The organism is Paracoccus sanguinis, assembly GCF_900106665.1.
GTDB lineage: Bacteria > Pseudomonadota > Alphaproteobacteria > Rhodobacterales > Rhodobacteraceae > Paracoccus > Paracoccus panacisoli.
The window spans coordinates 1,120,060-1,145,194 of sequence record NZ_FNNA01000001.1; the positions used below are offsets into that span (position 1 = coordinate 1,120,060).

The 25,135-nt window shown below is 68.1% G+C and carries 36 protein-coding genes and 1 pseudogene; 11 read left to right on the plus strand and 26 right to left on the minus strand.

What is annotated here, in order from left to right; genetic code table 11:
* Positions 1-18 precede the first annotated feature (18 nt).
* Positions 19-1,077 carry an ABC transporter ATP-binding protein gene (locus BLW17_RS05415; RefSeq protein WP_036732045.1) on the minus strand — a complete coding sequence of 353 codons (1,059 nt, stop codon included), beginning with the start codon at positions 1,075-1,077 and terminating at the stop codon, positions 19-21.
* 368 nt (positions 1,078-1,445) lie between these two features.
* A complete protein-coding gene (locus BLW17_RS05420; protein WP_036732046.1) occupies positions 1,446-2,297 on the minus strand; it encodes an ureidoglycolate lyase in 852 nt (283 codons plus the stop codon).
* 204 nt (positions 2,298-2,501) lie between these two features.
* Between BLW17_RS05420 and BLW17_RS05425 the strand changes: the two genes are divergently transcribed.
* Together BLW17_RS05425 and BLW17_RS18070 are read left to right on the plus strand one after the other, a co-directional pair.
* Entirely contained in the window at positions 2,502-4,232 is a 1,731-nt protein-coding gene (locus BLW17_RS05425) for a long-chain fatty acid--CoA ligase (protein WP_074826182.1), read from the plus strand.
* Positions 4,222-4,389: a hypothetical protein gene (locus BLW17_RS18070; RefSeq protein ID WP_156113502.1), complete on the plus strand. Its 168-nt coding sequence runs from the start codon at positions 4,222-4,224 to the stop codon at positions 4,387-4,389. Before BLW17_RS05425 ends, BLW17_RS18070 begins: the two co-directional genes overlap by 11 nt.
* On the opposite strand, the gene BLW17_RS05430 is transcribed toward BLW17_RS18070, so the two are convergent.
* Positions 4,386-5,318 carry a DMT family transporter gene (locus BLW17_RS05430; protein ID WP_197055257.1) on the minus strand — a complete coding sequence of 311 codons (933 nt, stop codon included), beginning with the start codon at positions 5,316-5,318 and terminating at the stop codon, positions 4,386-4,388. The two genes, BLW17_RS18070 and BLW17_RS05430, sit on opposite strands and share 4 nt — an antisense overlap.
* Positions 5,319-5,378: 60 nt before the next feature.
* A complete protein-coding gene (locus BLW17_RS05435; RefSeq protein WP_036732048.1) occupies positions 5,379-6,830 on the minus strand; it encodes an aldehyde dehydrogenase family protein in 1,452 nt (483 codons plus the stop codon).
* Between the two features lie 215 nt (positions 6,831-7,045).
* On the opposite strand from BLW17_RS05435, the gene BLW17_RS05440 reads away from it, so the two are divergent.
* Entirely contained in the window at positions 7,046-7,705 is a 660-nt protein-coding gene (locus BLW17_RS05440; protein WP_036707519.1) for a peroxiredoxin, read from the plus strand.
* A gap of 73 nt (positions 7,706-7,778) precedes the next feature.
* Here BLW17_RS05440 and BLW17_RS05445 read toward each other — a convergent pair whose 3' ends face one another.
* From BLW17_RS05445 to rpmC, 12 genes are all read right to left on the minus strand, one after another.
* Positions 7,779-8,066 carry an I78 family peptidase inhibitor gene (locus BLW17_RS05445; RefSeq protein ID WP_036707521.1) on the minus strand — a complete coding sequence of 96 codons (288 nt, stop codon included), beginning with the start codon at positions 8,064-8,066 and terminating at the stop codon, positions 7,779-7,781.
* 227 nt (positions 8,067-8,293) lie between these two features.
* On the minus strand, positions 8,294-8,479 hold the full coding sequence (gene rpmD / locus BLW17_RS05450) for a 50S ribosomal protein L30 (protein ID WP_036707523.1): 186 nt from the start codon (positions 8,477-8,479) through the stop codon (positions 8,294-8,296).
* A 4-nt stretch (positions 8,480-8,483) separates the two neighbouring features.
* Positions 8,484-9,101, minus strand: a complete 618-nt coding sequence (gene rpsE / locus BLW17_RS05455; protein WP_036707525.1) for a 30S ribosomal protein S5 — start codon at positions 9,099-9,101, stop codon at positions 8,484-8,486.
* A 118-nt stretch (positions 9,102-9,219) separates the two neighbouring features.
* On the minus strand, positions 9,220-9,579 hold the full coding sequence (gene rplR, locus BLW17_RS05460) for a 50S ribosomal protein L18 (RefSeq protein ID WP_036707527.1): 360 nt from the start codon (positions 9,577-9,579) through the stop codon (positions 9,220-9,222).
* Between the two features lie 11 nt (positions 9,580-9,590).
* A complete protein-coding gene (gene rplF, locus BLW17_RS05465) occupies positions 9,591-10,124 on the minus strand; it encodes a 50S ribosomal protein L6 (protein WP_036703718.1) in 534 nt (177 codons plus the stop codon).
* Positions 10,125-10,134: 10 nt separating this feature from the next.
* Positions 10,135-10,533, minus strand: coding sequence for a 30S ribosomal protein S8 (gene rpsH / locus BLW17_RS05470; RefSeq protein WP_036703719.1), 399 nt, complete (start codon positions 10,531-10,533; stop codon positions 10,135-10,137).
* 10 nt (positions 10,534-10,543) lie between these two features.
* Positions 10,544-10,849 (minus strand): 30S ribosomal protein S14, encoded by a 306-nt coding sequence (gene rpsN, locus BLW17_RS05475; protein WP_036703720.1) that lies wholly within the window; start codon positions 10,847-10,849, stop codon positions 10,544-10,546.
* A gap of 18 nt (positions 10,850-10,867) precedes the next feature.
* Entirely contained in the window at positions 10,868-11,428 is a 561-nt protein-coding gene (rplE, locus tag BLW17_RS05480) for a 50S ribosomal protein L5 (RefSeq protein WP_036703721.1), read from the minus strand.
* Positions 11,428-11,733 (minus strand): 50S ribosomal protein L24, encoded by a 306-nt coding sequence (gene rplX / locus BLW17_RS05485; protein ID WP_036703722.1) that lies wholly within the window; start codon positions 11,731-11,733, stop codon positions 11,428-11,430. The genes rplE and rplX overlap by 1 nt, the downstream gene beginning before the upstream one ends.
* Positions 11,733-12,101, minus strand: a complete 369-nt coding sequence (gene rplN / locus BLW17_RS05490; protein ID WP_036703723.1) for a 50S ribosomal protein L14 — start codon at positions 12,099-12,101, stop codon at positions 11,733-11,735. Before rplN ends, rplX begins: the two co-directional genes overlap by 1 nt.
* A gap of 102 nt (positions 12,102-12,203) precedes the next feature.
* Positions 12,204-12,464 carry a 30S ribosomal protein S17 gene (rpsQ, locus tag BLW17_RS05495; RefSeq protein WP_036732051.1) on the minus strand — a complete coding sequence of 87 codons (261 nt, stop codon included), beginning with the start codon at positions 12,462-12,464 and terminating at the stop codon, positions 12,204-12,206.
* Positions 12,465-12,477: 13 nt separating this feature from the next.
* Positions 12,478-12,684, minus strand: coding sequence for a 50S ribosomal protein L29 (gene rpmC, locus BLW17_RS05500; protein WP_036703728.1), 207 nt, complete (start codon positions 12,682-12,684; stop codon positions 12,478-12,480).
* Positions 12,685-13,131: 447 nt separating this feature from the next.
* Here rpmC and BLW17_RS17685 point away from each other — a divergent pair, with 447 nt between their 5' ends.
* From BLW17_RS17685 to BLW17_RS05510, 3 genes are all read left to right on the plus strand, one after another.
* Entirely contained in the window at positions 13,132-13,722 is a 591-nt protein-coding gene (locus BLW17_RS17685) for a hypothetical protein (protein WP_139305915.1), read from the plus strand.
* Complete coding sequence (locus tag BLW17_RS05505; RefSeq protein ID WP_036732053.1) at positions 13,719-14,345, plus strand: Hint domain-containing protein; 627 nt, start codon at positions 13,719-13,721, stop codon at positions 14,343-14,345. The genes BLW17_RS17685 and BLW17_RS05505 overlap by 4 nt, the downstream gene beginning before the upstream one ends.
* 343 nt (positions 14,346-14,688) lie before the next feature.
* Positions 14,689-15,315 carry a MarC family protein gene (locus tag BLW17_RS05510; RefSeq protein ID WP_036732056.1) on the plus strand — a complete coding sequence of 209 codons (627 nt, stop codon included), beginning with the start codon at positions 14,689-14,691 and terminating at the stop codon, positions 15,313-15,315.
* 111 nt (positions 15,316-15,426) lie between these two features.
* Here BLW17_RS05510 and rplP read toward each other — a convergent pair whose 3' ends face one another.
* The 9 genes and pseudogenes from rplP to rpsJ all read right to left on the minus strand — a co-directional run bounded on the left by rplP (position 15,427) and on the right by rpsJ (position 20,413).
* Positions 15,427-15,840 carry a 50S ribosomal protein L16 gene (rplP, locus tag BLW17_RS05515; protein ID WP_036704908.1) on the minus strand — a complete coding sequence of 138 codons (414 nt, stop codon included), beginning with the start codon at positions 15,838-15,840 and terminating at the stop codon, positions 15,427-15,429.
* 12 nt (positions 15,841-15,852) lie between these two features.
* Entirely contained in the window at positions 15,853-16,578 is a 726-nt protein-coding gene (gene rpsC, locus BLW17_RS05520; RefSeq protein WP_036704909.1) for a 30S ribosomal protein S3, read from the minus strand.
* Positions 16,579-16,682: 104 nt separating this feature from the next.
* Positions 16,683-17,060: pseudogene (gene rplV / locus BLW17_RS05525) on the minus strand (50S ribosomal protein L22); the annotation flags it as partial.
* Positions 17,061-17,065: 5 nt separating this feature from the next.
* Positions 17,066-17,344, minus strand: coding sequence for a 30S ribosomal protein S19 (gene rpsS / locus BLW17_RS05530; protein WP_036704913.1), 279 nt, complete (start codon positions 17,342-17,344; stop codon positions 17,066-17,068).
* A gap of 3 nt (positions 17,345-17,347) precedes the next feature.
* A complete protein-coding gene (gene rplB, locus BLW17_RS05535) occupies positions 17,348-18,187 on the minus strand; it encodes a 50S ribosomal protein L2 (RefSeq protein WP_036704916.1) in 840 nt (279 codons plus the stop codon).
* Positions 18,188-18,278: 91 nt separating this feature from the next.
* Positions 18,279-18,593, minus strand: coding sequence for a 50S ribosomal protein L23 (locus BLW17_RS05540; protein ID WP_036704918.1), 315 nt, complete (start codon positions 18,591-18,593; stop codon positions 18,279-18,281).
* A complete protein-coding gene (gene rplD, locus BLW17_RS05545; protein WP_036704919.1) occupies positions 18,590-19,210 on the minus strand; it encodes a 50S ribosomal protein L4 in 621 nt (206 codons plus the stop codon). Before rplD ends, BLW17_RS05540 begins: the two co-directional genes overlap by 4 nt.
* Positions 19,207-20,094 carry a 50S ribosomal protein L3 gene (gene rplC / locus BLW17_RS05550; RefSeq protein ID WP_036704921.1) on the minus strand — a complete coding sequence of 296 codons (888 nt, stop codon included), beginning with the start codon at positions 20,092-20,094 and terminating at the stop codon, positions 19,207-19,209. Before rplC ends, rplD begins: the two co-directional genes overlap by 4 nt.
* A gap of 10 nt (positions 20,095-20,104) precedes the next feature.
* Complete coding sequence (rpsJ, locus tag BLW17_RS05555; protein ID WP_036704922.1) at positions 20,105-20,413, minus strand: 30S ribosomal protein S10; 309 nt, start codon at positions 20,411-20,413, stop codon at positions 20,105-20,107.
* 267 nt (positions 20,414-20,680) lie between these two features.
* Here rpsJ and BLW17_RS17690 point away from each other — a divergent pair, with 267 nt between their 5' ends.
* Positions 20,681-21,022 (plus strand): GIY-YIG nuclease family protein, encoded by a 342-nt coding sequence (locus tag BLW17_RS17690; protein WP_139305916.1) that lies wholly within the window; start codon positions 20,681-20,683, stop codon positions 21,020-21,022.
* A 17-nt stretch (positions 21,023-21,039) separates the two neighbouring features.
* Positions 21,040-21,291 (plus strand): hypothetical protein, encoded by a 252-nt coding sequence (locus tag BLW17_RS05565; RefSeq protein WP_211656925.1) that lies wholly within the window; start codon positions 21,040-21,042, stop codon positions 21,289-21,291.
* Between the two features lie 124 nt (positions 21,292-21,415).
* On the opposite strand, the gene tuf is transcribed toward BLW17_RS05565, so the two are convergent.
* Positions 21,416-22,591, minus strand: a complete 1,176-nt coding sequence (gene tuf / locus BLW17_RS05570) for an elongation factor Tu (RefSeq protein ID WP_036703025.1) — start codon at positions 22,589-22,591, stop codon at positions 21,416-21,418.
* Positions 22,592-22,903: 312 nt separating this feature from the next.
* Between tuf and BLW17_RS05575 the strand changes: the two genes are divergently transcribed.
* The 3 genes from BLW17_RS05575 to BLW17_RS05585 all read left to right on the plus strand — a co-directional run bounded on the left by BLW17_RS05575 (position 22,904) and on the right by BLW17_RS05585 (position 25,124).
* Positions 22,904-23,899, plus strand: coding sequence for a tellurite resistance TerB family protein (locus BLW17_RS05575; RefSeq protein WP_231565638.1), 996 nt, complete (start codon positions 22,904-22,906; stop codon positions 23,897-23,899).
* Positions 23,900-24,028: 129 nt separating this feature from the next.
* Entirely contained in the window at positions 24,029-24,490 is a 462-nt protein-coding gene (locus BLW17_RS05580) for a c-type cytochrome (RefSeq protein ID WP_036705484.1), read from the plus strand.
* A gap of 10 nt (positions 24,491-24,500) precedes the next feature.
* Positions 24,501-25,124, plus strand: a complete 624-nt coding sequence (locus tag BLW17_RS05585) for a cytochrome b/b6 domain-containing protein (protein ID WP_052174811.1) — start codon at positions 24,501-24,503, stop codon at positions 25,122-25,124.
* Positions 25,125-25,135: the final 11 nt, after the last annotated feature.

A 25,135-nucleotide genomic window follows, 5' to 3' on the forward strand; every position in this document is an offset into this window, starting at 1 on the left:
GCGCGGGCGGCCGGTCGTCTATGCCGTCAGGCGCTGGCCGGTCCCCTCGTCGAACAGATGCACCGCGCCCGGGTCGATGCCGATGTCGAGGACGCCGCCCGGCGGCACCGCCACGCGGTCGCGGAAGACGCCGGTGATCTCGGTCCCGCCCAGGGTGCCGACGACATAGGTTTCCGCCCCGGTCGGCTCGGTCACCTCGACGGCCAGCGGGATCGTCCCGCCCAGCCGCATCGCCTCGGGGCGGACGCCATAGACGAGCGGCTGCCCGGTCCGCGCCCGGCCGGTGTCGCCGACCGGCAGCCGGGTGCCGTCGGCGGCCAGGAACTGGCCGTCCTCGGCCAGCCGCCCCTTGACCATGCTCATCGCCGGAGAGCCGATGAACCCCGCCACGAACAGGTTCGCCGGCCGGTCGTACAGTTCGAGCGGCGCGCCGACCTGTTCCACCCGGCCGTCGTGCATGACCACGATCTTGTCGGCCATGGTCATGGCCTCGATCTGGTCGTGGGTGACATAGACGGTCGTGGTCCTGAGCCGCTGGTGCAGGTTCTTGATCTCGGTCCGCATCGTCACCCGCAGCTTGGCGTCGAGGTTCGACAGCGGCTCGTCGAACAGGAACACCTGCGGGTTGCGGACGATGGCGCGCCCCATCGCCACGCGCTGGCGCTGCCCGCCCGAGAGCATCCGCGGATAGCGGTCGAGCAGATGCGCAAGCCCGAGGATCTCGGCCGCCGGCCGTACCTGCTCGGCGATGCGCGCCCGGCTCTGTCCCGCGAGCTTGAGCGAGAAGCCCATGTTCTCGGCCACGGTCAGGTGCGGGTAGAGCGCGTAGTTCTGGAACACCATCGCGATGTCGCGATCCTTGGGCGGCAGGTCGTTCACAACCCGGTCACCGATCAGGATCCGCCCCGAGGTGATGTGCTCGAGCCCGGCGAGCATCCTGAGCAGCGTGGACTTGCCGCAACCCGACGGGCCGACGAGGACGACGAACTGCCCCTCTTCAATGTCCACATTGACCCCGTGCAGGACTTCGACCGCGCCATAGGACTTGCGGACATCGTCGATGGTCACGGACGCCATGCACACCCCTCCCAAGGTATCCAGTGCGGCCATGCTAGGCACGGGGCCGGGCTTGGCGCAAGCGGTTTCAGTGTCGGGGATTGGGGGTCGGAGGCGCGATTGCGCCGGGGAACAATGTATACGTCCCTCTCATGCGGAGAGGCTACCGAGCCTCCGCGCCGGGCATGGGTTAGCCAGCCGGACGCGAACGCATCCCGCGCGGCGCAGCGTTCGCGTGCCCACGCCGATGCCGCGCCTGTCCGGGCGCGGCGTTCAATTGTGAGGTTGGGCTTGCGACCCGAGCGGCAACCCCTCAGCGCGGGTCACTCTCGCGCGAACCGCGAGCCCGCCCGCGCGCAGCCTCGCGCGCAGGCAGGCGAGACGGCCGGTCAGGCGACGACGCGCTGGGTCTGGGTGCCCAGCCCCTCGATCCCCAGCCGCATCACCTCGCCGCCCTTCAGGAACACCTTGGGGTTCTGCCCCATGCCGACGCCGGGGGGCGTGCCGGTGGTGATCACGTCGCCGGACATCAGCGTCATGAAGGTCGAGCAATAGGCGACCAGCTCGGCCACCCCGAACACCATCGTCCGGGTCGAGCCGTCCTGGTAGCGCTTGCCGTCCACCTCGAGCCACATCGACAGCGCCTGCGGGTCCGGCACCTCGTCGGCGGTCACCAGCCACGGGCCGATGGGGCCGAAGGTGTCGAAGCCCTTGCCCTTGTCCCAGGTCGCGGTGCGCTCAAGCTGCCATTCCCGCTCGCTCACGTCGTTGACGACGCAATAGCCGGCCACGTGGTCGAGGGCGGCCTCGCGCGTGACACAGGCGGCGGGCTTGCCGATGACGACGCCCAGCTCGACCTCCCAGTCGGTCTTGGTCGAGCCGTGGGGGATGCGGATGTCGTCGTCGGGGCCGACGATGCAGCTCGTCCACTTGTTGAACACCACCGGCTCGGACGGGACCGGCATCCCCGACTCGGCGGCGTGGTCGGCGTAGTTGAGGCCGATGGCGATGAACTTGCGGACCTCGCCCACGCAGGGGCCGAGGCGCAGCCCGTCCTGCGGGGCGCCCTCGACCAGCGGCAGGCTGGCGGGGTCGAGCGCGGCAAGGCGCGCCAGCCCCTCGGGCAGCAGCGCGTCGTTGGCGATGTCGGCGACGTGGCCGCTGAGGTCGCGGACCCGGCCCTCGGCGTCCAGCAGTCCGGGTTTCTCGGACCCCGCGGGGCCATAGCGCAACAGTTTCATCGGGACTCCTCGCCAGCATCTCGTCGCCCGCGACGATAGGCCAGCGCGGGGCGGGGTGCAATCTGGCATACCAGAAATCCCCGCGGCGCGGGCGCGCCGGCCAGCCTGCCCCGCTGCGCCTTGATGCCGCAACGTCATGGCCCTTGCGGCCCCGCCGGCGGCGCGCAAGATGGCCCACCACACGGATGAGGGAGGGACGGCGCCATGCTTCTGGGCCGCATGATGCACCAATCGCTGTCGATCGGGTCGCTGATCGACCATGCCGCGCGCTATCACGCCGGGACCGAGATCGTGTCCGCCCTGACCGAGGGCGGGTTCGAGCACACCACCTGGGGCGAGGTCGGCGCCAACGCCCATCGCATCGGCTCGGCGCTGATCGCGCGGGGGATGGAGAAGGGCGACCGCATCGGGACGCTCGCCTGGAACAACCGCCGGCACCTCGAGCTCTACTTCGGCGTCCCCGGCATGGGGATGGTCTGCCACACGGTGAACCCGCGCCTCTCGCCCGAGCAGATGGCCTATATCGTGAACCACGCCGGCGACCGGATGCTGTTCATCGAAAAGACCTTCGTGCCGCTGATCGCCAAGCTCAGGGACCAGCTCACCACGCTGCGCGGCATCGTGCTGCTCGGCGGCCGGGACGAGGAGGCCGCGGCCGCGATCCCCGGGCTTCTGTTCCACGACGAGCTGCTGGCCGAGGGCGACCCGAACGCGCCCTGGCCCGATCTGGACGAGACCACGCCCTCGTCGCTCTGCTATACCTCGGGGACGACGGGCAACCCCAAGGGCGTGCTCTACACCCACCGCTCGACGCTGCTGCACGGGCTCGCCGTGAACAACACCGACGGGCTGGCGATCGGCGCGGCGGATTCGGTGATGCCGGTGGTGCCGATGTTCCACGTCAACGCCTGGGGCATCCCCTATGCCGCCGCGGCGGTGGGGGCGCGGCTGGTGCTGCCGGGGCCGCGGCTCGACGGCGACAGCCTTGCGCATCTGATCGTCGACGAGGGCGTGACGATGGCCGCCGGGGTGCCGACGATCTGGCTGGGGCTGCTGAACGCGCTCGACACCTCGGGGCTGAAGCCGGTGACGCTCAAGCGCACCGTGGTGGGCGGCTCGGCGCTGCCACCGTCGATGCGGGCGGCATTCCGCGACCGCTACGGGGTCGAGCTGATCCACGCCTGGGGGATGAGCGAGACGAGCCCGCTCGGCACGCTCAACGCGCCGCTGGCCAAGCACGGCGCCCTGCCCGAGGCCGAGCAGGACCGGATCGGCAACGGCCAGGGGCGGCCGCCCTACGGCGTCGAGCTGAGGATCGTCGGCGCCGACGGCCTCGTCCTGCCGTCCGACGGCCAGACCGAGGGCGAGCTGCAGATCCGCGGCCACTGGATCATCGACAGCTACTTCGGGCACGAGAAGCCCGCGCTGACCTGGGACGGCTGGTTCGACACCGGCGACATCGCCACCATCGACCCGGATGGCTACATGGTGATCCGCGACCGGTCCAAGGACATCATCAAGTCGGGGGGCGAGTGGATCTCGACCGTCGATCTGGAGAACATCGCCGTCTCGCACCCCAAGGTCGCCAACGCCGCCGCCATCGCCGCGCGGCACCCGAAATGGGACGAGCGCCCGGTGATCTGCTGCCAGAAGCGCCCGCAGTCGGACCTGACCGAGGCCGAGCTGCTGGCCTGGTATGACGGCAAGGTGCCGCGCTGGCAAAAGCCCGACCGGGTGGTGTTCGTCGAGACGCTGCCGCTGGGCGCGACCGGCAAGGTGGTCAAGGCCACGCTGCGCGAGGCGCATGGCGACGTGCTGTGGGACGAGGCGATGGCCGAGTTGCAGGCCGAGCAGGCGGCGCTGGCCGCCGAGGGCGCGGCGAACGCGGCCGCCGGGCAGACGGTCGCCGGGCCGACGGACGCCGATGGGCGCTGATCCCGCGGCGCTCTGGAAGGCGGCGGCGATCCTCGTCGCCACCGTCGCGGCGCTGGCCAACCTGCGCCGCGCCGGGGCGACCGCGAACCCGACGGTGTTCCGGCTGCTGACCGTGGGGATGCTCGCCGTGGCCGTGGTGGCGGTGCTGGTGATCTAGCCCGTCGCGCGGGCGCGGCGCCGGGCGAGCGCCTCGGCCCGCATGGCGGTGAAGTTGGCGGCGAAGATCACCACCGCCCCGAAGAGCACGGCGGCGCTGATCGGCTCGGCATAGGCGAGCCAGCCGATCACCGCGATCAGCGGCACCCGCAGGAAGTCGATGGGGATGGCGATCGAGGCGTCCATCACCCGCAACGCCTGTGCCATGGTGTAATGCGCGCTGAGGGCGGTCAGCCCGACAACCGCGATCCACGGCAGGTCTGCAGGCCGCGGCGCCACCCAGCCGCCGGTCAGGGCGAGCAGCGCCAGTCCCATCGGCAGTTGCAGCAGCACCATCCACACCACGATCACTGCGGGCGACGCGCTGCGCGTCAACCGCTTGACGAACACCGCCGAGGCGCCATAGCCCGCCGCCGAGGCGAGCACGAGCAGCGCCGCCGGGTTGATCATCGCCGCGCCGGGCCTGAGCACGATCAGCACCCCCAGAAAGCTGACCGCGATGGCGGCGATGCGGATGCGGGTCACCCGCTCCCCCAGCGCGGCCCAGGCGAAGAGCGCGACCCAGATCGGCATGGTGAACTCGAGCGCGAAGACCTGCGCCAGCGGCAGAAGCGCTACGCCCAGCGTCCAGGCGTACTGGGCCGCGAAATGGACGATGTTGCGGGCGAGGTGCAGGGGAAAGTCGCGGTGCCGGCGCAGCTCGGGCCAGAGCCGCGGGGCGAGCAGCGCCGCCACCGCCAGCCCGACGAGCGAGCGCAGCACGAGGATCTGGACGATCGGCATCGCCGTGGAGAGCTGCCGCGAGGCGACCGCCATGCCGATGAACGAGGTGAGGCTGCCGAGCATCCACAGCACGCCCGCCGTGCTGATGGCGGGCGGCGGCAGGACCGGGGCGGCCTGCGCCGGACCCGCGGGGACGGGCGCAGGCATGGGGTCAGCCGCCCCGTCGGGGGCGGCTGGTCCGTCTGGCAGGGGTGACTGCGCTCAGGCTCACGCGTCCTTGTCCCAGCCCGAGATCTGCTTGGAGTCCATGAACTCCTCGAGCCCCCAGACGCCGCCCTCGCGGGCCCGGCCCGAGGCCTTGACCCCGCCGAAGGCCGAGCCGCGGCCGCGGCTGACGCCGTTCATCTCGACCATGCCCGAGCGCAGCTGCCGGGCGAGCCGGTTGCGGCGCGCGCCGTCCTGGGTCTGGACGTAGTTGGTCAGCCCGTAGATCGTGTCGTTGGCGATCCTGACGGCCTCTTCCTCGGACTCGAAAGGGATCAGGGCCACGACCGGGCCGAAGATCTCTTGCCGGGCGATGGTCATGTCGTTGGTCACGTCGGCGAAGACCGTGGGGCGGACGTAGTAGCCGCGGTTCACGCCCTCGGGCAGGCCGGTGCCGCCGGCCACGAGGCGCGCGCCCTCGTCGATGCCCTTCTGGATCAGGTCCTGGATCTTGTCCCACTGCTGCTTGCTGACGACCGGGCCGATGTGCTTGCCGCCGTCGTGGGCGCTCCCGACCGTGGTTTCCTCGGCCACCTTCTTCGCCGTCTCGACCGCCTTCTCATAGGCGCCACGCTCGACCAGCATCCGGGTCGGGGCGTTGCAGGACTGGCCCGAGTTGTAGAACACGTGCCGGATGCCGCGCACCACCGCCTTGTCGTCGGCGTCGGCAAAGACGAGGTTCGCGCCCTTCCCGCCCAGTTCCAGCGCGACCTTCTTCACCGTGTCGGCGGCGGCCTTGGTGATGGCGATGCCGGCGCGGGTCGAGCCGGTGAACGAGATCATCTCGACATCCGGGTGGGTGGACAGCTGTGTGCCGACCCCTGCCCCGTCGCCGTTCACGAGGTTGAACACGCCCTTGGGCAGGCCGGCCTCGTCGATCACCTCGGCGAACACCATCGACGAGAGCGGCGCGATCTCGGACGGCTTCAGCACGACCGTGTTGCCCGCAAGGATCGCCGGGATCACCTTGAGCGTGACCTGGTTCATCGGCCAGTTCCACGGGGTGATCAGGCCGACGACGCCGATCGGCTCCCACGCGACCATGCTGGTGGGGGCGTGGTCGCCCAGCGGGCGGATGAACTCGAAGTCCCTGAAGCTGTCGATGAAGGTCTCGATGTGGAACGAGCCGGACCCGGCCTGGTCCTCTTTCGACATGTCGGTCGGGGCGCCCATCTCGGTCGTCATCGCGGCGGCGATGTCGTCGTTGCGGCGCTTGTAGATCTCGAGGATCTTCTCGACGTATTTCAGCCGCTCGGCGGGCGGGGTCGCGGACCAGCCCGGAAAGGCCGCCTTGGCGGCGGCCACGGCGCGGTCGGTGTCGGCCTGCGCGCCGACCGAGATCACCGCCACCGGCTCTTCGGTCGTCGGGTCGATCACCTCGAGGTCGTTCGGCGTGGCGGGCGCCACCCAGGCGCCGTCGATGTAGAATTTCCGCTTGTCCGCGAGATCGGCCATCAGCGCGCTCCCCCTCATGTCGTTGGTCGGTGTGAACTGTCGGGGGCAGGGTCGCACCGGCGGCAAGGCTCTGCAAGGCCGGCACGGCCGACGATCCGACCGGGCCGGCGGGCGGATCGCCGGCGCGGCACAGGGCGGCCATGCCGCGGCCGGGGGTGGCATTCCGCGCCGGCACCTCTATGTTTTCGCCTGACCGGCAGCCAAAGGAGCATGTCATGGCCCTGCGCATCAACGATACCGCCCCGGACTTCACCGCCGATACCTCGGACGGCGAGATCAGCTTCCACGAGTGGATGGGCGACAACTACGCCATCATCTTCAGCCACCCGAAGGACTTCACCCCCGTCTGCACGACCGAGTTCGGTGCCGTGGCGCAACTCGCCCCCGAGTGGGAGAAGCGCGGCGTGAAGGTGCTGGGCGTGTCGGTCGACAGCGCCGACGAGCACCGCAAGTGGAAGCGCGACATCGAGGCGTTCGCCGGCACCCCGGCCAACTTTGCCATCGTGGACGACACCAGCCTCAAGGTCGCCAAGCTCTATGACATGCTGCCGGCGGACGCCTACATGCCCGACGGGCGCACGGCCGCGGACAGCGCGACGGTGCGGACCGTCTATATCATCGGGCCGGACAAGAAGGTGCGGCTGATGATGACCTATCCGATGTCGGTGGGCCGCAACTTCGCCGAGATCCTGCGCGCGCTGGACGCGGTGCAGGCGACCGACGGCGTGCCGATCGCCACCCCCGCCAACTGGGTGCCGGGGCAGGACGTCATCGCCGCGCTGTCGCTGTCGGACGAGCAGGCCGAGGCGAAGTTCGGCAAGGTGGACCGCAAGCTGCCCTACCTGCGCTACGTCAAGCAGCCCGAGCGCGCCTGAGCGACAGGCCCCCGCGCAATGCTAAACGCCCCGGAGCGATCCGGGGCGTTTCTCGTTTCCGAGGGGGGGGGTGTCAGCCGCAGGTGACCTTCACCAGCTTGCCGGTGCGGTCGTATTCGAAGTTCAGCCGCGACGGGTTCAGGTCCATCGTGACGGGGTCGCCGGTGCGGTAGTGGCGCACGACGGTGCCAGCGGGCACGGTGATGGCGGGCGACTTCTGGCCCACGAACTGCTGGAAGCGGTCGGCGATGCACTCGTTCGCGGGCGGGGTGACGACGACGGTGGTCGAGGGCGGCATCGGCTGGCAGGCGGCGAGCAGCGTCGTGCCACCGACAGCGGCGAGGATCAGGGGAAGGCGCATGGCAGGCTCCTAGGTTGCAGGCTTCATGCCCCGGCAACCACGATCGCCGGCCCCCGGTTCCGCCTTTCCCCTTGCCGGACAGACACATGGCCGCGAGCGGCGGGTGTGGACGGGTGATCTGCAAGGCAGGATGGCCGATGCAGGCGCCCTGCCCCGGTGCCCCCGGCGCGCGGACATGAAAAAAGGGCCGGGTTGCCCCGGCCCTTCGTTCGTCGATCCCGAGGGGATCAGTTCTTCTCTTCGACGATCTGCACCAGGTGCGGGATCGCGTTGACCATGCCGCGGACCGAGGGGGTGTCCTCGAGTTCGCGGGTGCGGTGCATCTTGTTCAGACCGAGCCCCTTCAGCGTCGCGCGCTGTTCCTTGGGCCGGCGGATCGGCGAGCCGATCTGCTTGACGACGATGGTTGCCATGGGATCAGGCCTCCTGCATCTGCGCCGAGGTCACGGTCGCGTCCGTGCCCTTCTGCGATTCCGGCTTGTGGTCGTGGGCCGGCAGGATCTCGGCGACCTTCTTGCCGCGGCGCGAGGCGACCGAACGCGGCGAAGCCTCGGCCTTGAGGCCGTCGATGGTCGCGCGGATCATGTTGTAGGGGTTCTGCGACCCCAGCGACTTGGCCACGACGTCCTGCACGCCCAGCATCTCGAAGACGGCGCGCATCGGGCCACCGGCGATGATCCCGGTCCCCGGAACGGCGGTCCGCATCACGACCTTGCCGGCGCCGTGGCGGCCCTCGATGTCGTGGTGCAGGGTGCGGCCGTCGCGCAGCGGGACGCGGATCAGGCCGCGCTTGGCCTGCTCGGTCGCCTTGCGGATCGCCTCGGGCACTTCCTTGGCCTTGCCCTTGCCGAAGCCGACGCGGCCGCGCTGGTCACCGACCACCACGAGCGCGGCAAAGCCGAAGCGCTTGCCGCCCTTCACGGTCTTGGACACGCGGTTGATCGCCACCAGGCGGTCGGCGAATTCCGGGGTTTCCTCGCGCTCGTCGCGGCGACGGTCGTCGCGGCGGTCACGGCGCTGTTCACGTTCTGCCATGCGGCATTCCTTTTCATCCGGCGCGTGTCCGCGCCCGTTGGATCCGATCCAGGTGGGCGGCCCGCTCAGGGGCAGCCCCCGGATCATCGGGGCGGCAGAGAACCCGCCGCCCGCATCATCAGAACTTCAGCCCGCCTTCGCGCGCCGCGTCGGCCAGAGCCTTGATCTTGCCGTGGAACAGGAAACCGCCGCGGTCGAACACGACCTCTTCGACACCCTTGGCCTTGGCGCGCTCGGCAATCGCCGAACCGATCTTGGCAGCCGCCTCGACGTTGTTCTTGCCGACGACGCCCAGATCCTTCTCGAGGGTCGAGGCCGAGGCCAGCGTCACCCCGTTCGCATCGTCGATCAGCTGGACGCTGATGTTCTTGGACGAACGATGGACGGACAGGCGCGGACGGCCATTCGCCATCTCGCGCAGTTTGTTCCGGACGCGCAGACGGCGCTTCTGGAACAGCTCTCGTTTGTTCAGTGCCATGTGCGTGATCCTTACTTCTTCTTGCCTTCCTTGCGGAAGACCTGCTCACCCTTGTAGCGGATGCCCTTGCCCTTGTAGGGCTCGGGTTTCTTCCACTCGCGGATGTTCGCGGCGGTCTGGCCGACGGCTTGCTGGTCGATGCCCTCGACGACGATCTCGGTCTGCTTGGGAGCGTTGACCGTCACGCCCTCGGGCGCCTCGAAGTTCACGTCGTGCGAGTAGCCGAGCGCGAGCTTCAGCGTCTTGCCCTGCATCGAGGCGCGGTAGCCGACGCCCTGGATTTCCAGCTCGCGCTTGAAACCCTCGGTGACGCCGGTGACGAGGTTCGCGACCATCGACCGCGACATCCCCCACTGCTGGCGGGCGCGCTTCGACATGCCGCGCGGCTTGACGGTGACGGCGCCGTTGTCCAGCACCAGATCCACGTCGTCGGTCGCGGTGAATGACCGGGTGCCCTTCGGACCCTTGACCGAGATGGTCTGGCCCTTGATCTCGGCCGTGACGCCCGAGGGCAGTTCGACCGGCTTCTTGCCAATACGAGACATCATGCCCTCCTTAGAACACGGTGCAGAGGACTTCGCCGCCGACATTGGCGTTGCGAGCCGCTGCGTCCGACATCACGCCTTTCGGCGTCGAGACGATGGAGACGCCCAGGCCGTTGCGGACCGAGGGCAGCTCACGGGCGCCGGCATAGACGCGGCGGCCGGGCTTCGAGACCCGGGCCAGCTCGCGGATCACCGGAGCGCCTTCGAAGTACTTGAGCGAGATTTCCAGTTCGGCGTGACCGGCGTCGGTCGTCACCGCCTCGTAGCCGCGGATGTAGCCCTCGGCCTTGAGGACGTCCAGAACCCAGGCGCGCAGCTTGCTCGACGGGGTGCGGACGGTGGATTTGCCGCGCATTTGCGCGTTGCGGATGCGGGTCAGCATATCGCCGAGCGGATCGTTCATCGACATGAGTGCCCCCTTACCAGCTCGATTTCACCATGCCGGGGATCTGGCCGAACGAGCCCAGCTCGCGCAGCATGATCCGCGACAGTTTCAGCTTGCGGTAATAGGCGCGCGGACGCCCGGTCAGCTCGCAGCGGTTGTTCAGCCGGGTGGCCGACGAGTTGCGCGGCAGTTCGGCAAGCTTCAGCGTCGCCTTGAACCGCTCTTCCATCGGCTTGGACTGGTCGTTGATGACGTCGTTCAGAGCCGCGCGCTTGGCGGCGTATTTCGCCACCATCCGCTCGCGCTTCTTCTGACGTTCGATCATGGATTTCTTGGCCATATCAGGTTCCTCGCGCGATCAGCTGTTGAAGGGCATGTTGAAGTGCTTCAACAGCGCCTTCGCCTCGGCGTCGGTGTTCGCCGTGGTCGCGATGATGATGTCCATCCCCAGAACCTCATCGACCTTGTCGAAGTTGATTTCCGGGAAAACGATGTGCTCTTTCAGGCCCATGGCATAGTTGCCGCGGCCGTCGAACGCCGTGCCCTTGACGCCGCGGAAGTCGCGGACGCGCGGCAGCGCGATGTTGATGAGCCGGTCGAGGAATTCGTACATCCGGTCGCCACGCAGCGTGACCTTGGCACCCAGCGGCATCTCTTCACGGACCCGGAAGCCGGCGATCGACTTCTTGGCCTTGGTGATGACGGCCTTCTGCCCGGCGATCAGCGACAGTTCGTCGGCGCCCTGCTTGACCTTCTTGGTGTCCTTGACGGCCTCGCCGATGCCCATGTTCAGGACGATCTTGTCCAGACGCGGGATCTGCATGTCGTTCTTGTAGCCGAACTCTTCCTTGAGCGCGGCCCGGATCTGGTCCTGATAGACCGCCTTGAGGCGGGGCGTGTATTTCGCGTCGTCCAGCATCAGATCACGTCCCCCGTGGTCTTGGCAAAACGGACCTTCTTGCCGTCTTCCATGCGGAAGCCGACCCGGGTCGCCTTGCCGTTCTTGTCGGTCAGGGCCAGGTTCGAGAGATCGATCGGCATGTTTTTCGGCACGCGGCCGCCCTGGCTGGTCTGCGACTGCCGGGTGTGGCGCAGCGCGATGTTCACGCCGTCGACGGTGGCCTTGTTCTCTTTCGGGAACACGGCGGTGATCTCGCCCGTCTTGCCCTTGTCCTTGCCGGTCAGGACGACGACGGTATCACCCTTCTTGAGCTTGGCGGCCATCACAGCACCTCCGGCGCAAGCGAGATGATCTTCATGAAGTTCTTCGCACGCAGCTCGCGCACGACCGGGCCGAAGATCCGGGTGCCCACGGGCTCGCCCTGGTTGTTCAGGATGACGGCGGCGTTCTGGTCGAAGCGGATGGACGTGCCATCCTCGCGCTTCACTTCCTTGGCGGTGCGCACGACGACGGCCTTGCGGACGTCGCCCTTCTTCACGCGGCCGCGCGGAATGGCTTCCTTGACGGAGACGACGATGATGTCGCCGACCGACGCATAGCGCCGGTGCGATCCGCCCAGAACCTTGATGCACTGCACCCGGCGTGCGCCGGAGTTGTCAGCGACATCCAGATTGGTCTGCATCTGGATCATGATATGCTCCCGACCTTTGGGGACCGGTTGCAGTCCCGGCCCCAGGGTTTCGATATGTCAGCGGGCCGCCCGATCGGATCGGGGCGGCCCGCCGGGATGGCGTCAGGCCCGCGCGGCTTCGGCGCCGGCGGTATCGTCCACGAGGACAGTCCAGCGCTTGGTCTTCGAGATCGGCGCGCATTCGATGATGCGGACGGTGTCCCCGACCTTGAACTGGTTGTTCTCGTCGTGCGCCCGGTACTTCTTGGACGAACGCACGGTCTTGTGCAGCAGCGGGTGCTTGAAGCGGCGCTCGACCAGAACCGTGACGGTCTGTTCGTTCTTGTCGCTGGTGACTTTGCCCTGAAGGATGCGCTTCGGCATGATCCCGGCCCCCTTAGTTCGCGGCGGCCGCGGCAGCGGCCTTCTGGTTCATGACGGTCTTGATGCGGGCGACGTCACGGCGGACGGCGCGCATCCGCGCGGTCGATTCCATCTGGCCGGTGGCCTGCTGGAAGCGCAGGTTGAAGGCTTCCTTCTTGAGCGCGACCAGCTGCTCACGCAGCTGCTCGGGCGTCTTGTCTTTCAGTTCCGCGGCTTTCATGCCGTTGTCCTTTCAACATCACCGGAGGGCCCCTGTCGCGCAGGGAGACCCTGATTCCCGGTGGAGTTCGAGATGAAGGCCGTCCCATACGCGCAAACGCTGGTTGGCGCAACCCTGTTGTGGGCGGTGGGACTTGGGGTGCGGGTTGAGGCAAGCCGGTCTGGCGGGCGAATTATCAAATGACGGCGCCAGGGTTTCCTTTTGCACCCGGTTGCGGTATGACTGTCTCAGTTTCGCGCATCGACCATCGAGTCGCGCGGACCTTTCGATTTGGGGCATCCCCGAGTCTGTCACCGAGGTCACGACGCTGCGTCTTGCGCCAACCCTTTGACATTCTCCTGATCCCCTCTCTCGTTGCCGCGGCCCAGCGGCAGCGTTCCGGACGCCGCTCAAGCGGCATCCCTGTCTGTAACGGCCGCCTGGGGGCGGCGCGATAGGAGAAGAGAAATGGCGACGACTTATCCGCCCGAGACGTTAAACTGGGATAGCGTTACGAACACGAACGGCCGGATTGCGAGCGGCACCTCGGTGGATTCCGGCGAGACCAGGATCGTCATCACGACGACTCCGACGAGTGGCACCAGCTATATCGGGTCGACCACTGGTGGTGCGACGGACACCGGCCTGACCGGACGGACCTTCTTGTCGCACGCTACAGGCAGTACGCCCACCAGAACGACTTTCACATTTAACGACGACCCGGCCAATGCCGGGACGGTAAACACCGCTGAGTCGCTGCGGTTTACGCTGTACGGGATCGACAAGTCGATCAAACAGAACGGCTATACTGATGTCGTGACCATCAGCGCGGTGGATGCGGACGGAAATCCGGTGAGGGTCAACGTGACGGAGTCGAGCCCGAAGACGTACTCTGTTACATACAACGCCGACCACACGGTTGCCACCATCACTGGCACCAGTGCATTTTCCAACGTTTCCGCGTCGTCGGCCATCGTCTCCTTCGCGGGGCCTGTAGATAGCCTGACGCTGACGCATAGCGGCAGCGGCGGAATCGCAATATCTACATGGGTCCGATGACGTTCATCCCCTCATCGTCCATCTGCTTCGTCGCCGGTACCCTCATCCGCACCCCCATGGGTAATGTGACTGTCGAGACCCTCGAGGTCGGCGACCTGGTCATGACCCGCGACAATGGCGCCCAGCCGGTGCGCTGGATCAACTCGACCCGGCGCGCGCTGCGGGCGGGCAGCCGCCTCGCGCCGGTCCGCATCCGCGCCGGCGCTCTGGGGGACAACCTGCCGGAAGCCGATCTGCTGGTCAGCCCGCAGCACCGGATGCTCGTCCGCTCGGCCATCGCGCAGCGGATGTTCGGCACCGACGAGGTGCTCGTGGCAGCCAAGCAGCTCCTGCAGATCGACGGCATCGACATTGCCGATGATCTGGACGAGGTGGTCTATGTCCACTTCATCTTCGACCGGCACGAGATCGTCTATACCAACGGCGCCGAAAGCGAGAGCCTCTATACCGGCCCCGAGGCGCTGAAGACGTTGAGCCCGCAGGCGCGCGAGGAAATCCTCGCGCTGTTCCCCGAGCTGGCCGAGGACGCGCTGCCCGAGCCGGCGCGGGTGCTGGCCTCGGGGCGGCTGGGCCGCAAGTTGGCCGTGCGCCACGCGCAGAACGACAAGCCGCTGGTCGGCTGACCGGCTGTCTGGCGACGGGGACAAGGGCGGGCCGCAAGGGCCGCCCTTTTTTCGTCGCTGCCCTGCATCGGCATCTGCGCCGCGGGATCGTCAGCGGCGCCTTTTGCACGGCCGCGCTAGGCCAACGCAAGTCGGCAGCTCCGCCGGGCGCCGAACGCTGCCCCCTCACTGTCGAACGTCAGCCGCCGCGAGGGCCTCCAACCGGTCCCCCCCGCCTGAGATCCTCAGCAACGTCCGCTCCCTCCCACCCTAAGCGTCCTCCGGCTCCGCCCATGGCACCCACCGTTGCTCACCCGCTCGCGCCGATGGTATCGAGATCCCAGCCGCAGCGGAGACTCCCGCGATGACCGACCTCCCACTGTCGCAACTGGCGCTCCTGCTCTTCATGTCGATGGGGCCGTTCGGCGTCATCGTCAGCTTCGATGCGCAGACGCGGGACCGGCCGCCCGCCGCGCGCCGCCGCATCGCGGTCCAGGCATTCGCGGTGGCGCTGATCGCGCTGGCACTGGCGGTGTTCCTCGGCCGGTCGTCGATGGCGCGGGTCGGCACTTCCCAGGGGGCGCTGGTGATCTCGGCGGGGGTGATCCTCGTCGTCACCGCGATGCGGAGTGTCCTGTTCTCGGGCAGCGCGCCGGCCCCTGCCCCGGCACCGTCGCCCGAGGCGCTGCCCGGCTGGATGCCGGCGGTGATGCCGATCGCCGTGCCGGGGATGGTGCGGCCCGTGGCGGTGGCCATACTCATTCTCTACACGCTCGGCTATCCGGCGACCGAGCAGCGGCTGGCGATCTTCGCCGTCGCAGCGTCGATCCTGGCCATGAACCTCATCGCGATGCTGGCCGCGCGGTCCTTCATGGCGCGCATCGGCTTGGCGCCGCTGCTGGTGCTCGGGGCCGTGTTCGGCGTCTTGCAGGTCGCGCTGGGGGTCGAGATGCTGCTGGACGGGCTGCGGATTGCCGGGGTGATCGGGTAAGCCCGCGCATCGGTCGGACACCACAGGGTCCATCCGCCACTCACTCCCCGCCGCCAACGAAAAACCCCGCCGTCTCCGGCGGGGTTCTCGTCGTCTCTGCTTGGACCGGGATTACCAGTCTTCGCGGTGCACGATGCGGGTCAGGACCGGCAACTTCTGCGCGCCGAGGCGCAGGGCCTCGCGGGCGATGTCGTCCTCGACGCCGTCGATCTCGAACATGATCCGGCCGGGGTGGACGCGGGCCGCCCAGTAGTCGACCGAGCCCTTGCCCTTACCCATCCGCACTTCGGTCGGCTTGGACGAGACCGGAACGTCCGGGAAGATCCGGATCCAGACCCGGCCCTGACGCTTCATGTGGCGGGTGATCGCGCGGCGGGCCGCCTCGATCTGGCGCGCGGTGACGCGCTCGGGTTCCGTCGCCTTGAGTGCATAGGAGCCGAAGTTCAGGTTGAAGCCGCCCTTGGCCTCGCCATGAATCCGCCCCTTGAACTGCTTGCGGAACTTGGTCCGTTTCGGTTGCAGCATTTCCCTGTCTCCTTAGCGCGCGTGGCGATCGTCGCGATCGCGGCGCGGGCCGCGCGGCGACGGACCGTCCTGGGCCTCGGCGGCCTTGCGGTCCCGCGCCTGCGGGTCGTGTTCCATGATCTCGCCCTTGAAGATCCAGACCTTCACGCCGATGATCCCGTAGGGGGTCGAGGCCTCCGACAGCGCATAGTCGATGTCGGCGCGCAGCGTGTGCAGCGGCACCCGGCCTTCGCGGTACCACTCGGTCCGGGCGATCTCGGCGCCACCCAGACGGCCGGCGACGTTCACGCGGATCCCCAGCGCACCCATCCGCATCGCGTTCTGCACCGCGCGCTTCATGGCGCGGCGGAACGAGACCCGGCGCTCGAGCTGCTGGGCGATCGACTCGGCCACCAGCTGGGCGTCAAGCTCGGGCTTGCGGACCTCGACGATGTTGAGGTGCAGTTCCGAGTCGGTGAAGTTCGCCAGCTTCTTCTTGAGCGTCTCGATGTCGGCGCCCTTGCGGCCGATGATGACGCCCGGGCGGGCGGCATGGATCGTCACGCGGCACTTCTTGTGCGGACGCTCGATGATGACGCGGCTCACGCCGGCTTGCTTGGCTTCCTCGTGGATGAACTCGCGGATCTTCAGATCCTCGAGCAGCAGGTTACCATAGTCCTTGCTGTCCGCGAACCAGCGGCTGTCCCAGGTGCGGTTGACCTGCAGACGCATCCCGATGGGGTTGACCTTCTGACCCATTACGCGAGCTCCTCGGCGGCGGCTTCAGGGGTGGTGGTGGCTTCGGCCTGACGGTTCGAGGCCGTGCGCTTCTGCGTCTTGGCGGCCTTCTTCGCCGCTTCGGCCGCAGCCACGTCGATCTCGCGCACCGTGATGGTGATTTCCGAGAACGGCTTCATGATCTTGCCGAACCGGCCACGCGCCCGCGGACGGCCGCGCTTCATCACCATGTTCTTGCCGACCCAGGCCTCGGCCACGATCAGGCTGTCCACGTCGAGATTGTGGTTGTTCTCGGCGTTGGCGATCGCCGACTGCAGGCACTTCTTGACGTCGCCGGCGATGCGGCGCTTCGAGAAGGTCAGGTCGGCCAGAGCCTTGTCCACCTTCTTGCCGCGGATCATCGCGGCCACCAGGTTCAGTTTCTGCGGCGAGGTGCGAAGCATCTTGGTCTTCGCCATCGCTTCGTTCTCCGCCACGCGGCGCGGATTTTGTTCCTTACCCATGACGATTACTTCCTTTTCGCTTTCTTGTCGGCGGCGTGACCATAATAGGTCCGCGTCGGCGAGTACTCACCGAACTTCTGGCCGATCATCTCCTCGGACACGTTGACCGGGATGTGCTTGTGGCCGTTGTAGACGCCGAAGGTCAGGCCGACGAACTGCGGCAGGATGGTCGAGCGGCGCGACCAGATCTTGATGACGTCCGAGCGACCCGAGTCGCGCGCCTTTTCCGCCTTCTTCAGGACGTAGGCGTCGACGAAGGGGCCCTTCCAGATAGAACGTGCCATGGATTAACGCCCCTTCTTCTTGGCGTGGCGCGACCGCAGGATGTACTTGTCGGTCGACTTGTTGGAACGGGTGCGCTTGCCCTTGGTCGGCTTGCCCCACGGCGTCACCGGATGACGGCCGCCCGAGGTCCGGCCCTCACCACCGCCGTGCGGGTGGTCGATCGGGTTCATCGCGACGCCGCGGACGGTCGGGCGAACGCCCATGTGCCGCTTGCGCCCGGCCTTGCCGAGGTTCTGGTTCGAGTGGTCGGGGTTCGACACGGCGCCGATGGTCGCCATGCATTCCTGACGCACCAGACGCAGCTCGCCCGAGGAAAGGCGGATCTGCGCGTAGCCGCCGTCGCGGCCCACGAACTGCGCGTAGGTGCCGGCCGAACGGGCCAGCTGGCCGCCCTTGCCGGGCTTCAGCTCGACGTTGTGGACGATCGTGCCGATCGGCATCCCCGAGAACGGCATCGCGTTGCCCGGCTTGATGTCGGCCTTCTGCGAGGCGACCACGCGGTCACCGATCGCCAGCCGCTGCGGCGCGAGGATGTAGGCCTGCTCGCCGTCCTCGTACTTCACCAGCGCGATGAAGGCGGTGCGGTTCGGATCGTATTCGATCCGCTCGACGGTCGCCGGGACGTCGAACTTGGTGCGGCGGAAATCGACGATGCGGTAGAGCCGCTTGGCCCCGCCGCCCTTGTGCCACATGGTGACGCGCCCGGTGTTGTTCCGGCCACCCGTCTTGGTCAGACCCTCGGTCAGGGTCTTGACGGGGCGGCCTTTCCAAAGCTCCGAACGGTCGATCAGTACCAGCCCGCGCTGGCCAGGCGTCGTCGGTTTATACGACTTGAGTGCCATGGTTTCTGTCTTCCGTTTGCCTTGGACCAAAGGTCCGTTTCAGTCGAATTGCCGAAGGGCGGGCCCGTCGCCGGGACCGCCCCCCTTGGGATCAGAGGCCGGTGTTGACGTCGATGCTGTTGCCAGCCTCGAGCATCACATAGGCCTTCTTCACGTCCGAGCGGACGCCGGGGCGGCCGCGGAAGCGCTTGACCTTGCCCTTGGTGATCGTCGTGTTGACAGCCTTCACCTTGACGCCGAACAGCGCCTCGACGGCCGACTTGATCTCGGGCTTGCTGGCCGACTTCGCCACCTCGAAGGTCACGGCGTTGGACAGTTCGCCCGCCATCGTGGCCTTTTCGGTGATGATCGGCTTGCGGATCACGTCATAGTGCTCCGGCTTGGCGCTGGTTTCACTCTTGCTCATTTCAGGCGAGCCTCCAGAGCTTCGACACCCGCGCGCGTGATCACCAGCGTGTCGCGCTTGAGGATGTCATAGACGTTGGCGCCCATCGAGGGCAGCACATCGATGCCGTCCAGGTTGCGGGCGGCGCGGGCGAAGTTCTCGTTCACCTCGGCCCCGTCGATCACCAGGACGCGCTTCCAGCCGTTCTCGGCCAGCGCCTTGGCGACGGCAGAGGTCTTGGCTTCGGCGAGATCCAGGTTCTCGAGGATCACCAGCTTCCCGCGCGAGGCTTTCGCCGACAGCGCGTGCTTGAGCCCGAGGGCACGGACCTTCTTGGGCAGGTCGAACGCATGGCTGCGCGGAACCGGGCCCTTGTAGACGCCACCCTTGCGGAAGATCGGCGCCTTGCGCGAGCCGTGGCGAGCGCCGCCCGTGCCCTTCTGGCGATAGATCTTCTTGGTCGAGTAGCTGACGTCGGACTTGCCCAGCGTCGCGTGGGTGCCCTGCTGCGCCTTGGCGCGCTGCCAGCGGACCACGCGGTGCAGGATGTCCGCCCGCGGCTCGAGGCCGAAGATGTCGTCGGCCAGCTCGATGTCCCCGGCCTTGCCGGAGGCGAGCGAGATCACGTCGAGTTTCATTTGCTCTCGTCTCCTTCGGGGGCTTCGGGGGCGGCGTCGGCGTTCGGATCGGCCGCGGCCTTGTCGGCCTCGATCGACGCGGCGGCCTCGGCCAGCGCAGCTTCCTGCGCGGCGGCTTCGGCTTCGGCCGCGGCGAGACGCGCGGCTTCTTCCTCGGCGGCGGCCGCGGCGGCGGCTTCCTCGGCCAGGCGCTTGGCTTCACGCTCGGCCGAGCGCAGCGCGGCCGGATAGATGGTCGCGTCGGACATCGGCTTCTTCACCGCGTCCTTGATCGTGACCCAGCCGCCCTTCGAGCCCGGCACCGAACCCTTGACCATGATCAGGCCACGGTCGGCGTCGGTCTTGACGACCTGCAGGTTCTGGGTGGTGACGCGCACCGCACCCATGTGGCCGGCCATCTTCTTGCCCTTGAACACCTTGCCGGGGTCTTGGCACTGGCCGGTCGAGCCGTGCGAGCGGTGGCTGATCGACACGCCGTGCGAGGCGCGCAGACCGCCGAAGTTGTGCCGCTTCATCGCACCCGCGAAGCCCTTACCGATCGAGGTGCCCGCGATGTCCACGAACTGACCGGCAAAGTAATGGGCGGCGATGATCTCCTCGCCGACCGGGATGAGGTTTTCCTCGGCGACGCGGAACTCGACGATCTTCTTCTTCGGGGCCACGTTCGCCTTGGCGAAGTGGCCGCGCATCGGCGCCGACACGCGCTTGGCCTTGGCCTCGCCCGCGCCCAGCTGGACGGCGACGTAGCCGTCGGTCTCATTGGTGCGCTGCGCGACGACCTGGAGGTTGTCGAGTTGCAGCACGGTCACCGGCACCTGCCGCCCGTCCTCGAGGAACAGACGGGTCATGCCCAGTTTCTTGGCGATAACACCAGTACGCAGCATGGTCGCCCCCTCAGACCTTGATCTCGACGTCCACGCCGGCGGCGAGGTCGAGCTTCATCAGGGCGTCCACGGTCTGCGGGGTCGGATCGACGATGTCCAGCAGGCGCTTGTGGGTGCGGATCTCCCACTGGTCGCGGGATTTCTTGTCGATGTGCGGGCCGCGCAGAACGGTGAATTTCTCGATCTTGTTCGGCAGCGGGATCGGGCCGCGCACCTGCGCGCCGGTCCGCTTGGCGGTATTGACGATCTCGAGCGTGCTGGCGTCCAGCACACGATAGTCAAACGCCTTGAGCCGGATACGGATGGTCTGGCTTTGCATCAAAGCATCCCTCGTGACGGGGATTTCAGTCGAGAGGCTGACCGCGCACCACGCGGGGCCAGCGTCGGACCGTGGCAGTATAAAAACCGCAAGGCCGCCCCCTTGGCGGGCGGCCTGCGCGGGTGCCTCCGATTCGATGTGACCGGAGGCGATGGGGGCTTATGGCGGCTGGGGGGCTGGGTGTCAAGGCACAGGACTCCGTCCCCGGCTTGACTGGCGGAGCGGCCTTGCGAGAATTGGTTAGTCCCATCTGTCCAGGAGACGCAAGTGAACCTGCCCGACGCTCTTTGCAGGGACGGGACCAATCCGTCCCAGCCCGGAATCTACGTGTGGTATGTGGACGGAACGCCGTTTTACGTGGGTCAGTGCAATTCGATCGGCAAGCGGCGGCGGCAGTACGTGAGAAACATCACCAATCTTCACGCCGGCGCGCCTTATCGGAAGAGCAAACCGGGGGGCTACCGCCACATTCACAAGGCGTTGGCAGCGGCACTCACGTGCGGCGCAACGATTGAACTGCATTTCGTTCATAACGAGCCTGTCAAGGCTGAACGCAATAAAGCCGAACGCTGGTGGCAGCACGAGCTGAGTCTGCGAGGGAAGCCATGAAACCTGACTTGGACGCAATGTCCGCGCAGATGCAGCAACTGCACGAGCAGATGACCCGTCTTGCGCGGGAATGCGACACATCTGGCACCCCGGTGACGCACGCGCAACTGGCCGAGCTGAATGCGGCGATCGGTCATACGATGCTGCTGTGCATGATGGTTGCGGCCCGGCCGCACACGGGGTTTTTCGGCCGGATTGCGCTCGGCAAGCGGGCCGAGGGTACGGTCAGGACGATCATGGCCCGTCTTCTCGCCGCGGCAGGGCCGTAGTCGGCCGGCCGGCCGGCGGTGGCAAAGACCGCCGCAAGACGAAACGACAGGGGCCGCCCCATCCGGGACGGCCCCTTTGACTTCACCTGCGGGGTGCGCGGCTGGCGCGCCCCCCGGCGTCAGCTCAGGCGAGGATCTTCGAGACCACGCCCGCACCCACGGTGCGGCCGCCTTCGCGGATGGCGAAGCGCAGCTTCTCTTCCATCGCGATCGGGGCGATCAGCTCGACCTCGAACTTCAGGTTGTCGCCCGGCATCACCATCTCGGTACCTTCCGGCAGCTTGACGGTCCCGGTCACGTCCGTGGTCCGGAAGTAGAACTGCGGCCGGTAGTTCGCGAAGAACGGCGTGTGGCGGCCGCCCTCTTCCTTGGTCAGGATGTAGGCCTCGGCCTCGAACTTCGTGTGCGGCTTCACCGAGCCGGGCTTGCAGAGCACCTGGCCCCGCTCGACGCCGTCACGGTCCACGCCGCGCAGCAGCGCGCCGATGTTGTCGCCCGCCTCGCCGCGATCCAGCAGCTTGCGGAACATCTCGACGCCCGTGCAGGTCGTCTTCTTGGTCGGGCGGATGCCGACGATCTCAAGTTCGTCGCCCACGTTCACCGCGCCACGCTCGACCCGGCCGGTCACCACCGTGCCGCGGCCCGAGATCGAGAACACGTCCTCGATCGGCATCAGGAACGGCTGGTCCACGGCGCGCTCGGGCGTCGGGATGTACTCGTCCACCGCCTTGATCAGCGCCCGGATCGAGTTCTCGCCGATCTCGGGATCACGGCCTTCCAGGGCGGCCAGCGCCGAGCCCTTGATGATCGGAATGTCGTCGCCAGGATAGTCGTACGACGACAGCAGCTCGCGCACTTCCATCTCGACCAGCTCGAGCAGCTCCTCGTCGTCCACCTGGTCGACCTTGTTCAGGTACACGACCATGTAGGGGATGCCGACCTGACGGCCGAGCAGGATGTGCTCGCGGGTCTGCGGCATCGGGCCGTCGGCGGCGTTCACGACCAGGATCGCGCCGTCCATCTGCGCCGCGCCGGTGATCATGTTCTTCACGTAGTCGGCGTGGCCGGGGCAGTCGACGTGCGCATAGTGGCGCGCGTCCGATTCGTATTCCACGTGCGCGGTCGAGATCGTGATCCCGCGGGCCCGCTCTTCCGGCGCGCCGTCGATCTGGTCGTAGGCCTTGAACTCGCCGAAATACTTGGTGATCGCCGCCGTCAGCGTCGTCTTGCCGTGGTCAACGTGGCCGATCGTCCCGATGTTGACGTGCGGTTTCGTCCGTTCGAATTTTGCCTTTGCCATCATGGCCTCCTGGGTCGTCGGGCGGCCGGCTGGGACGCGCCTCGCGGAATGATCGCCGCGATCTATAAGCGCGGGCGGGGAAAATCAAGGCGCGGCGATGCCGATCCGCCCCGCGGAACGCGCGCGTTGCGGCGGGTGAAGGCGCTTGCGGCCACACCCGCCAAGGTAGCGCAACCGACTGGCACGGCTGCGCTTTCCCGCCGAGCGACCCGCGCCCGCCGGAACTGCCTGCGGCAGGGGTGCGTTCTTGCCTTCGAAACAGGCAGGCACGGTGCCCGCCCCAAGGTTTCTTCGGAGGAATCGATGTCTCTCATGAAATCCCTCGCCCGCGTGGCCGCCGGCGTGATGCTGGCCAAGGGTGTCGGCAGCATGGTCCGGCAGAGCCAGGCCCGCGCCGGCCAGTCCGCCCCGCAGACCCGTGGCCGCCAGACGGGCGGCGGCATCCTGGGCGACCTGCTCAACACCGGGCTCGGCGGCGCGCTGGGTGGCGGGATAGGCGGCGGCATGGGCGGCGGCATGGGCGGCAGCGCCCAGCGCGGCACGACCGCCTCGGGCGGCGGGCTCGGCGACATCCTCGGGCAGGTGCTGGGCGGCGGTCAGCCGGGCACGACGAGCGGGCGCGGCCGGCCCTATGGCGGGCCGAACTCGCCGGGGGCGCAGGGCGGTCTCGGCGGTCTCCTCGACCAGCTGACCCGCCAGACCGGCGCCTCGACCCGCGGCACGGCGACCCGCACCGGGACCAGCGGCGGCGGCGGGCTGGGCGACATCCTCGGCGGCCTCGTCGGCGGGGCTGGCGCGGGAGCCGCGGCGGGCTCGCTCGGCGGGCTGCTGGGTGGGCTCCTCAACGGTCCGGCCCAGCGCGGCGCGCAGCAGCAGAACGACGCGAGCTTCGGTGAGCTGTTCAACGACGCCCTCGCCCGTCAGGACGAGCCCGAGGTCACCCCGACGGCCGAGCAGAACGCCATCGCCGGGCTGATGCTGCGGGCGATGATCCAGGCTGCCAAGGCCGACGGCAAGATCGACGAGGCCGAGCGTGAGCGGCTGCTGGGGCAGATGGGCGACCTCGACGACGAGGACCGGGCCTTCATCCGCGAGCAGATGGCGGCGCCGGTCGACGCGCAGGCGCTGGCGCGCGAGGTGCCCAAGGGCCTTGAGCCGCAGGTCTACATGATGTCGCTGATGGCGATCGACTTCGACAATCGGACCGAGGCCGAGTACCTGAACAGCCTTGCCCAGGCGATGGGGATCGACCGGCAGGTGATCAACCAGATCCACCAGCACGTGGGCGTCCAGGACCTGTATTCCTGAGCCGGGCGGCCGGCAGGCAGAGCTGCCTGACGGGGCCGTGAACGCGGGGCGGGATTGCGGGGTTGATCGCCCCGCGCCCGCCCCGCTACGCTTCAGCAACCACCGACCACCCAACAGCAAGGACTAGCCATGCGCCTGATGTTCGTCGCCGCGGCGTTCACCGCCGCCCTGCCCGTCGCCGCCGCCTTCGCCGACGACACCCCCGAAGAGGTCGCGCTCGAGGCGCGCAAGGGCTTCTACCAGATGCTCGGCTACAACATGAACCGCCTGGCGGGCATGGCCAAGGGCGACATCCCTTATGACGAGGCCGCCGCCGTCGCCGCCGCGACCAACATCAACGCGCTGAGCCGCTACGACGTCACCGAGCACTTCATCCCCGGCACCTCGACCGCTGAACTGGGCACCGAGACCGAGGCGAAGCCCGAGGCGATCACCGACAAGGCCGGGCTGTCGGCCAAGTACGCCGACCTGCAGAAGGCCGCGGACGGCATCCCCGAGGCGGTGAAGGGCGGCCAGGCCAACGTGGGCCCGGTGGTCCAGGCGCTCGGCGCGGCCTGCAAGGGCTGCCACGACAGCTACCGCGCCAAGTAAGGCCCGCGTGATGCCCGCCGCCCCCCAGCCGCCCGGCCGAGACGCGCCCGGCGCCCTGCCGCCCGTGCGGACCCGGATCTGGGACCCGCTCTTGCGCAGCTTTCACTGGCTGCTGGCGGCGGCGGTCATCACCACCTGGCTGCTTGCCAAGGTCGGCCCGGCCAAGATGACGCTGCATTTCTGGCTGGGCTACTTCATCCTCGGGCTGCTGGCGTTCCGACTGGTCTGGGGCTTCGTCGGCCCGCCCGAGGCGCGGTTCGCGCATTTCCTGCGCGGGCCGGGCGCCGTCACCCGCTACGCCCGGCACATGTTCTCGCGCGAGCCGAGCTACTGGCCCGGCCACAACCCGCTGGGCGCGCTGTCGGTGATCGCCATGCTGGGCCTTCTGGCCGCGCAGGCGACGAGCGGGCTCTTCATCGACGCCGACGACTACATCAACGTCGGCCCGCTCGCGAGTTCGGTGAGCTCGGCCACCCGCAAGGCGATGCTGAGCTGGCACCACCTCGGCGGGACGCTGATCCTCCTCCTCGTGCTGCTGCACGTGGGGATCATCCTCTTCTACCGCTTCTGGAAGGGCGAGGACCTCATCCGGCCGATGGTGAACGGGTGGAAAGAGGTGCGCCGCCGCGACTGAGCGGCCACCCG

Bases quoted from the DNA above. Each gene is read 5' to 3' on its own strand.
- BLW17_RS05415 (WP_036732045.1), bottom strand. From the start codon at position 1,077: ATGGCGTCCGTGACCATCGACGATGTCCGCAAGTCCTATGGCGCGGTC.
- BLW17_RS05420 (WP_036732046.1), bottom strand. From the start codon at position 2,297: ATGAAACTGTTGCGCTATGGCCCCGCGGGGTCCGAGAAACCCGGACTG.
- BLW17_RS05425 (WP_074826182.1), top strand. From the start codon at position 2,502: ATGCTTCTGGGCCGCATGATGCACCAATCGCTGTCGATCGGGTCGCTG.
- BLW17_RS18070 (WP_156113502.1), top strand. From the start codon at position 4,222: ATGGGCGCTGATCCCGCGGCGCTCTGGAAGGCGGCGGCGATCCTCGTC.
- BLW17_RS05430 (WP_197055257.1), bottom strand. From the start codon at position 5,318: ATGCCTGCGCCCGTCCCCGCGGGTCCGGCGCAGGCCGCCCCGGTCCTG.
- BLW17_RS05435 (WP_036732048.1), bottom strand. From the start codon at position 6,830: ATGGCCGATCTCGCGGACAAGCGGAAATTCTACATCGACGGCGCCTGG.
- BLW17_RS05440 (WP_036707519.1), top strand. From the start codon at position 7,046: ATGGCCCTGCGCATCAACGATACCGCCCCGGACTTCACCGCCGATACC.
- BLW17_RS05445 (WP_036707521.1), bottom strand. From the start codon at position 8,066: ATGCGCCTTCCCCTGATCCTCGCCGCTGTCGGTGGCACGACGCTGCTC.
- rpmD (WP_036707523.1), bottom strand. From the start codon at position 8,479: ATGGCAACCATCGTCGTCAAGCAGATCGGCTCGCCGATCCGCCGGCCC.
- rpsE (WP_036707525.1), bottom strand. From the start codon at position 9,101: ATGGCAGAACGTGAACAGCGCCGTGACCGCCGCGACGACCGTCGCCGC.
- rplR (WP_036707527.1), bottom strand. From the start codon at position 9,579: ATGGCACTGAACAAACGAGAGCTGTTCCAGAAGCGCCGTCTGCGCGTC.
- rplF (WP_036703718.1), bottom strand. From the start codon at position 10,124: ATGTCTCGTATTGGCAAGAAGCCGGTCGAACTGCCCTCGGGCGTCACG.
- rpsH (WP_036703719.1), bottom strand. From the start codon at position 10,533: ATGTCGATGAACGATCCGCTCGGCGATATGCTGACCCGCATCCGCAAC.
- rpsN (WP_036703720.1), bottom strand. From the start codon at position 10,849: ATGGCCAAGAAATCCATGATCGAACGTCAGAAGAAGCGCGAGCGGATG.
- rplE (WP_036703721.1), bottom strand. From the start codon at position 11,428: ATGCTGGACGACGCGAAATACACGCCCCGCCTCAAGGCGGTCTATCAG.
- rplX (WP_036703722.1), bottom strand. From the start codon at position 11,733: ATGGCCGCCAAGCTCAAGAAGGGTGATACCGTCGTCGTCCTGACCGGC.
- rplN (WP_036703723.1), bottom strand. From the start codon at position 12,101: ATGATCCAGATGCAGACCAATCTGGATGTCGCTGACAACTCCGGCGCA.
- rpsQ (WP_036732051.1), bottom strand. From the start codon at position 12,464: ATGCCGAAGCGCATCCTTCAGGGCAAAGTCACCAGCGACAAGAACGAA.
- rpmC (WP_036703728.1), bottom strand. From the start codon at position 12,684: ATGAAAGCCGCGGAACTGAAAGACAAGACGCCCGAGCAGCTGCGTGAG.
- BLW17_RS17685 (WP_139305915.1), top strand. From the start codon at position 13,132: ATGGCGACGACTTATCCGCCCGAGACGTTAAACTGGGATAGCGTTACG.
- BLW17_RS05505 (WP_036732053.1), top strand. From the start codon at position 13,719: ATGACGTTCATCCCCTCATCGTCCATCTGCTTCGTCGCCGGTACCCTC.
- BLW17_RS05510 (WP_036732056.1), top strand. From the start codon at position 14,689: ATGACCGACCTCCCACTGTCGCAACTGGCGCTCCTGCTCTTCATGTCG.
- rplP (WP_036704908.1), bottom strand. From the start codon at position 15,840: ATGCTGCAACCGAAACGGACCAAGTTCCGCAAGCAGTTCAAGGGGCGG.
- rpsC (WP_036704909.1), bottom strand. From the start codon at position 16,578: ATGGGTCAGAAGGTCAACCCCATCGGGATGCGTCTGCAGGTCAACCGC.
- rpsS (WP_036704913.1), bottom strand. From the start codon at position 17,344: ATGGCACGTTCTATCTGGAAGGGCCCCTTCGTCGACGCCTACGTCCTG.
- rplB (WP_036704916.1), bottom strand. From the start codon at position 18,187: ATGGCACTCAAGTCGTATAAACCGACGACGCCTGGCCAGCGCGGGCTG.
- BLW17_RS05540 (WP_036704918.1), bottom strand. From the start codon at position 18,593: ATGAGCAAGAGTGAAACCAGCGCCAAGCCGGAGCACTATGACGTGATC.
- rplD (WP_036704919.1), bottom strand. From the start codon at position 19,210: ATGAAACTCGACGTGATCTCGCTCGCCTCCGGCAAGGCCGGGGACATC.
- rplC (WP_036704921.1), bottom strand. From the start codon at position 20,094: ATGCTGCGTACTGGTGTTATCGCCAAGAAACTGGGCATGACCCGTCTG.
- rpsJ (WP_036704922.1), bottom strand. From the start codon at position 20,413: ATGCAAAGCCAGACCATCCGTATCCGGCTCAAGGCGTTTGACTATCGT.
- BLW17_RS05565 (WP_211656925.1), top strand. From the start codon at position 21,040: ATGTCCGCGCAGATGCAGCAACTGCACGAGCAGATGACCCGTCTTGCG.
- tuf (WP_036703025.1), bottom strand. From the start codon at position 22,591: ATGGCAAAGGCAAAATTCGAACGGACGAAACCGCACGTCAACATCGGG.
- BLW17_RS05575 (WP_231565638.1), top strand. From the start codon at position 22,904: ATGAAATCCCTCGCCCGCGTGGCCGCCGGCGTGATGCTGGCCAAGGGT.
- BLW17_RS05580 (WP_036705484.1), top strand. From the start codon at position 24,029: ATGCGCCTGATGTTCGTCGCCGCGGCGTTCACCGCCGCCCTGCCCGTC.
- BLW17_RS05585 (WP_052174811.1), top strand. From the start codon at position 24,501: ATGCCCGCCGCCCCCCAGCCGCCCGGCCGAGACGCGCCCGGCGCCCTG.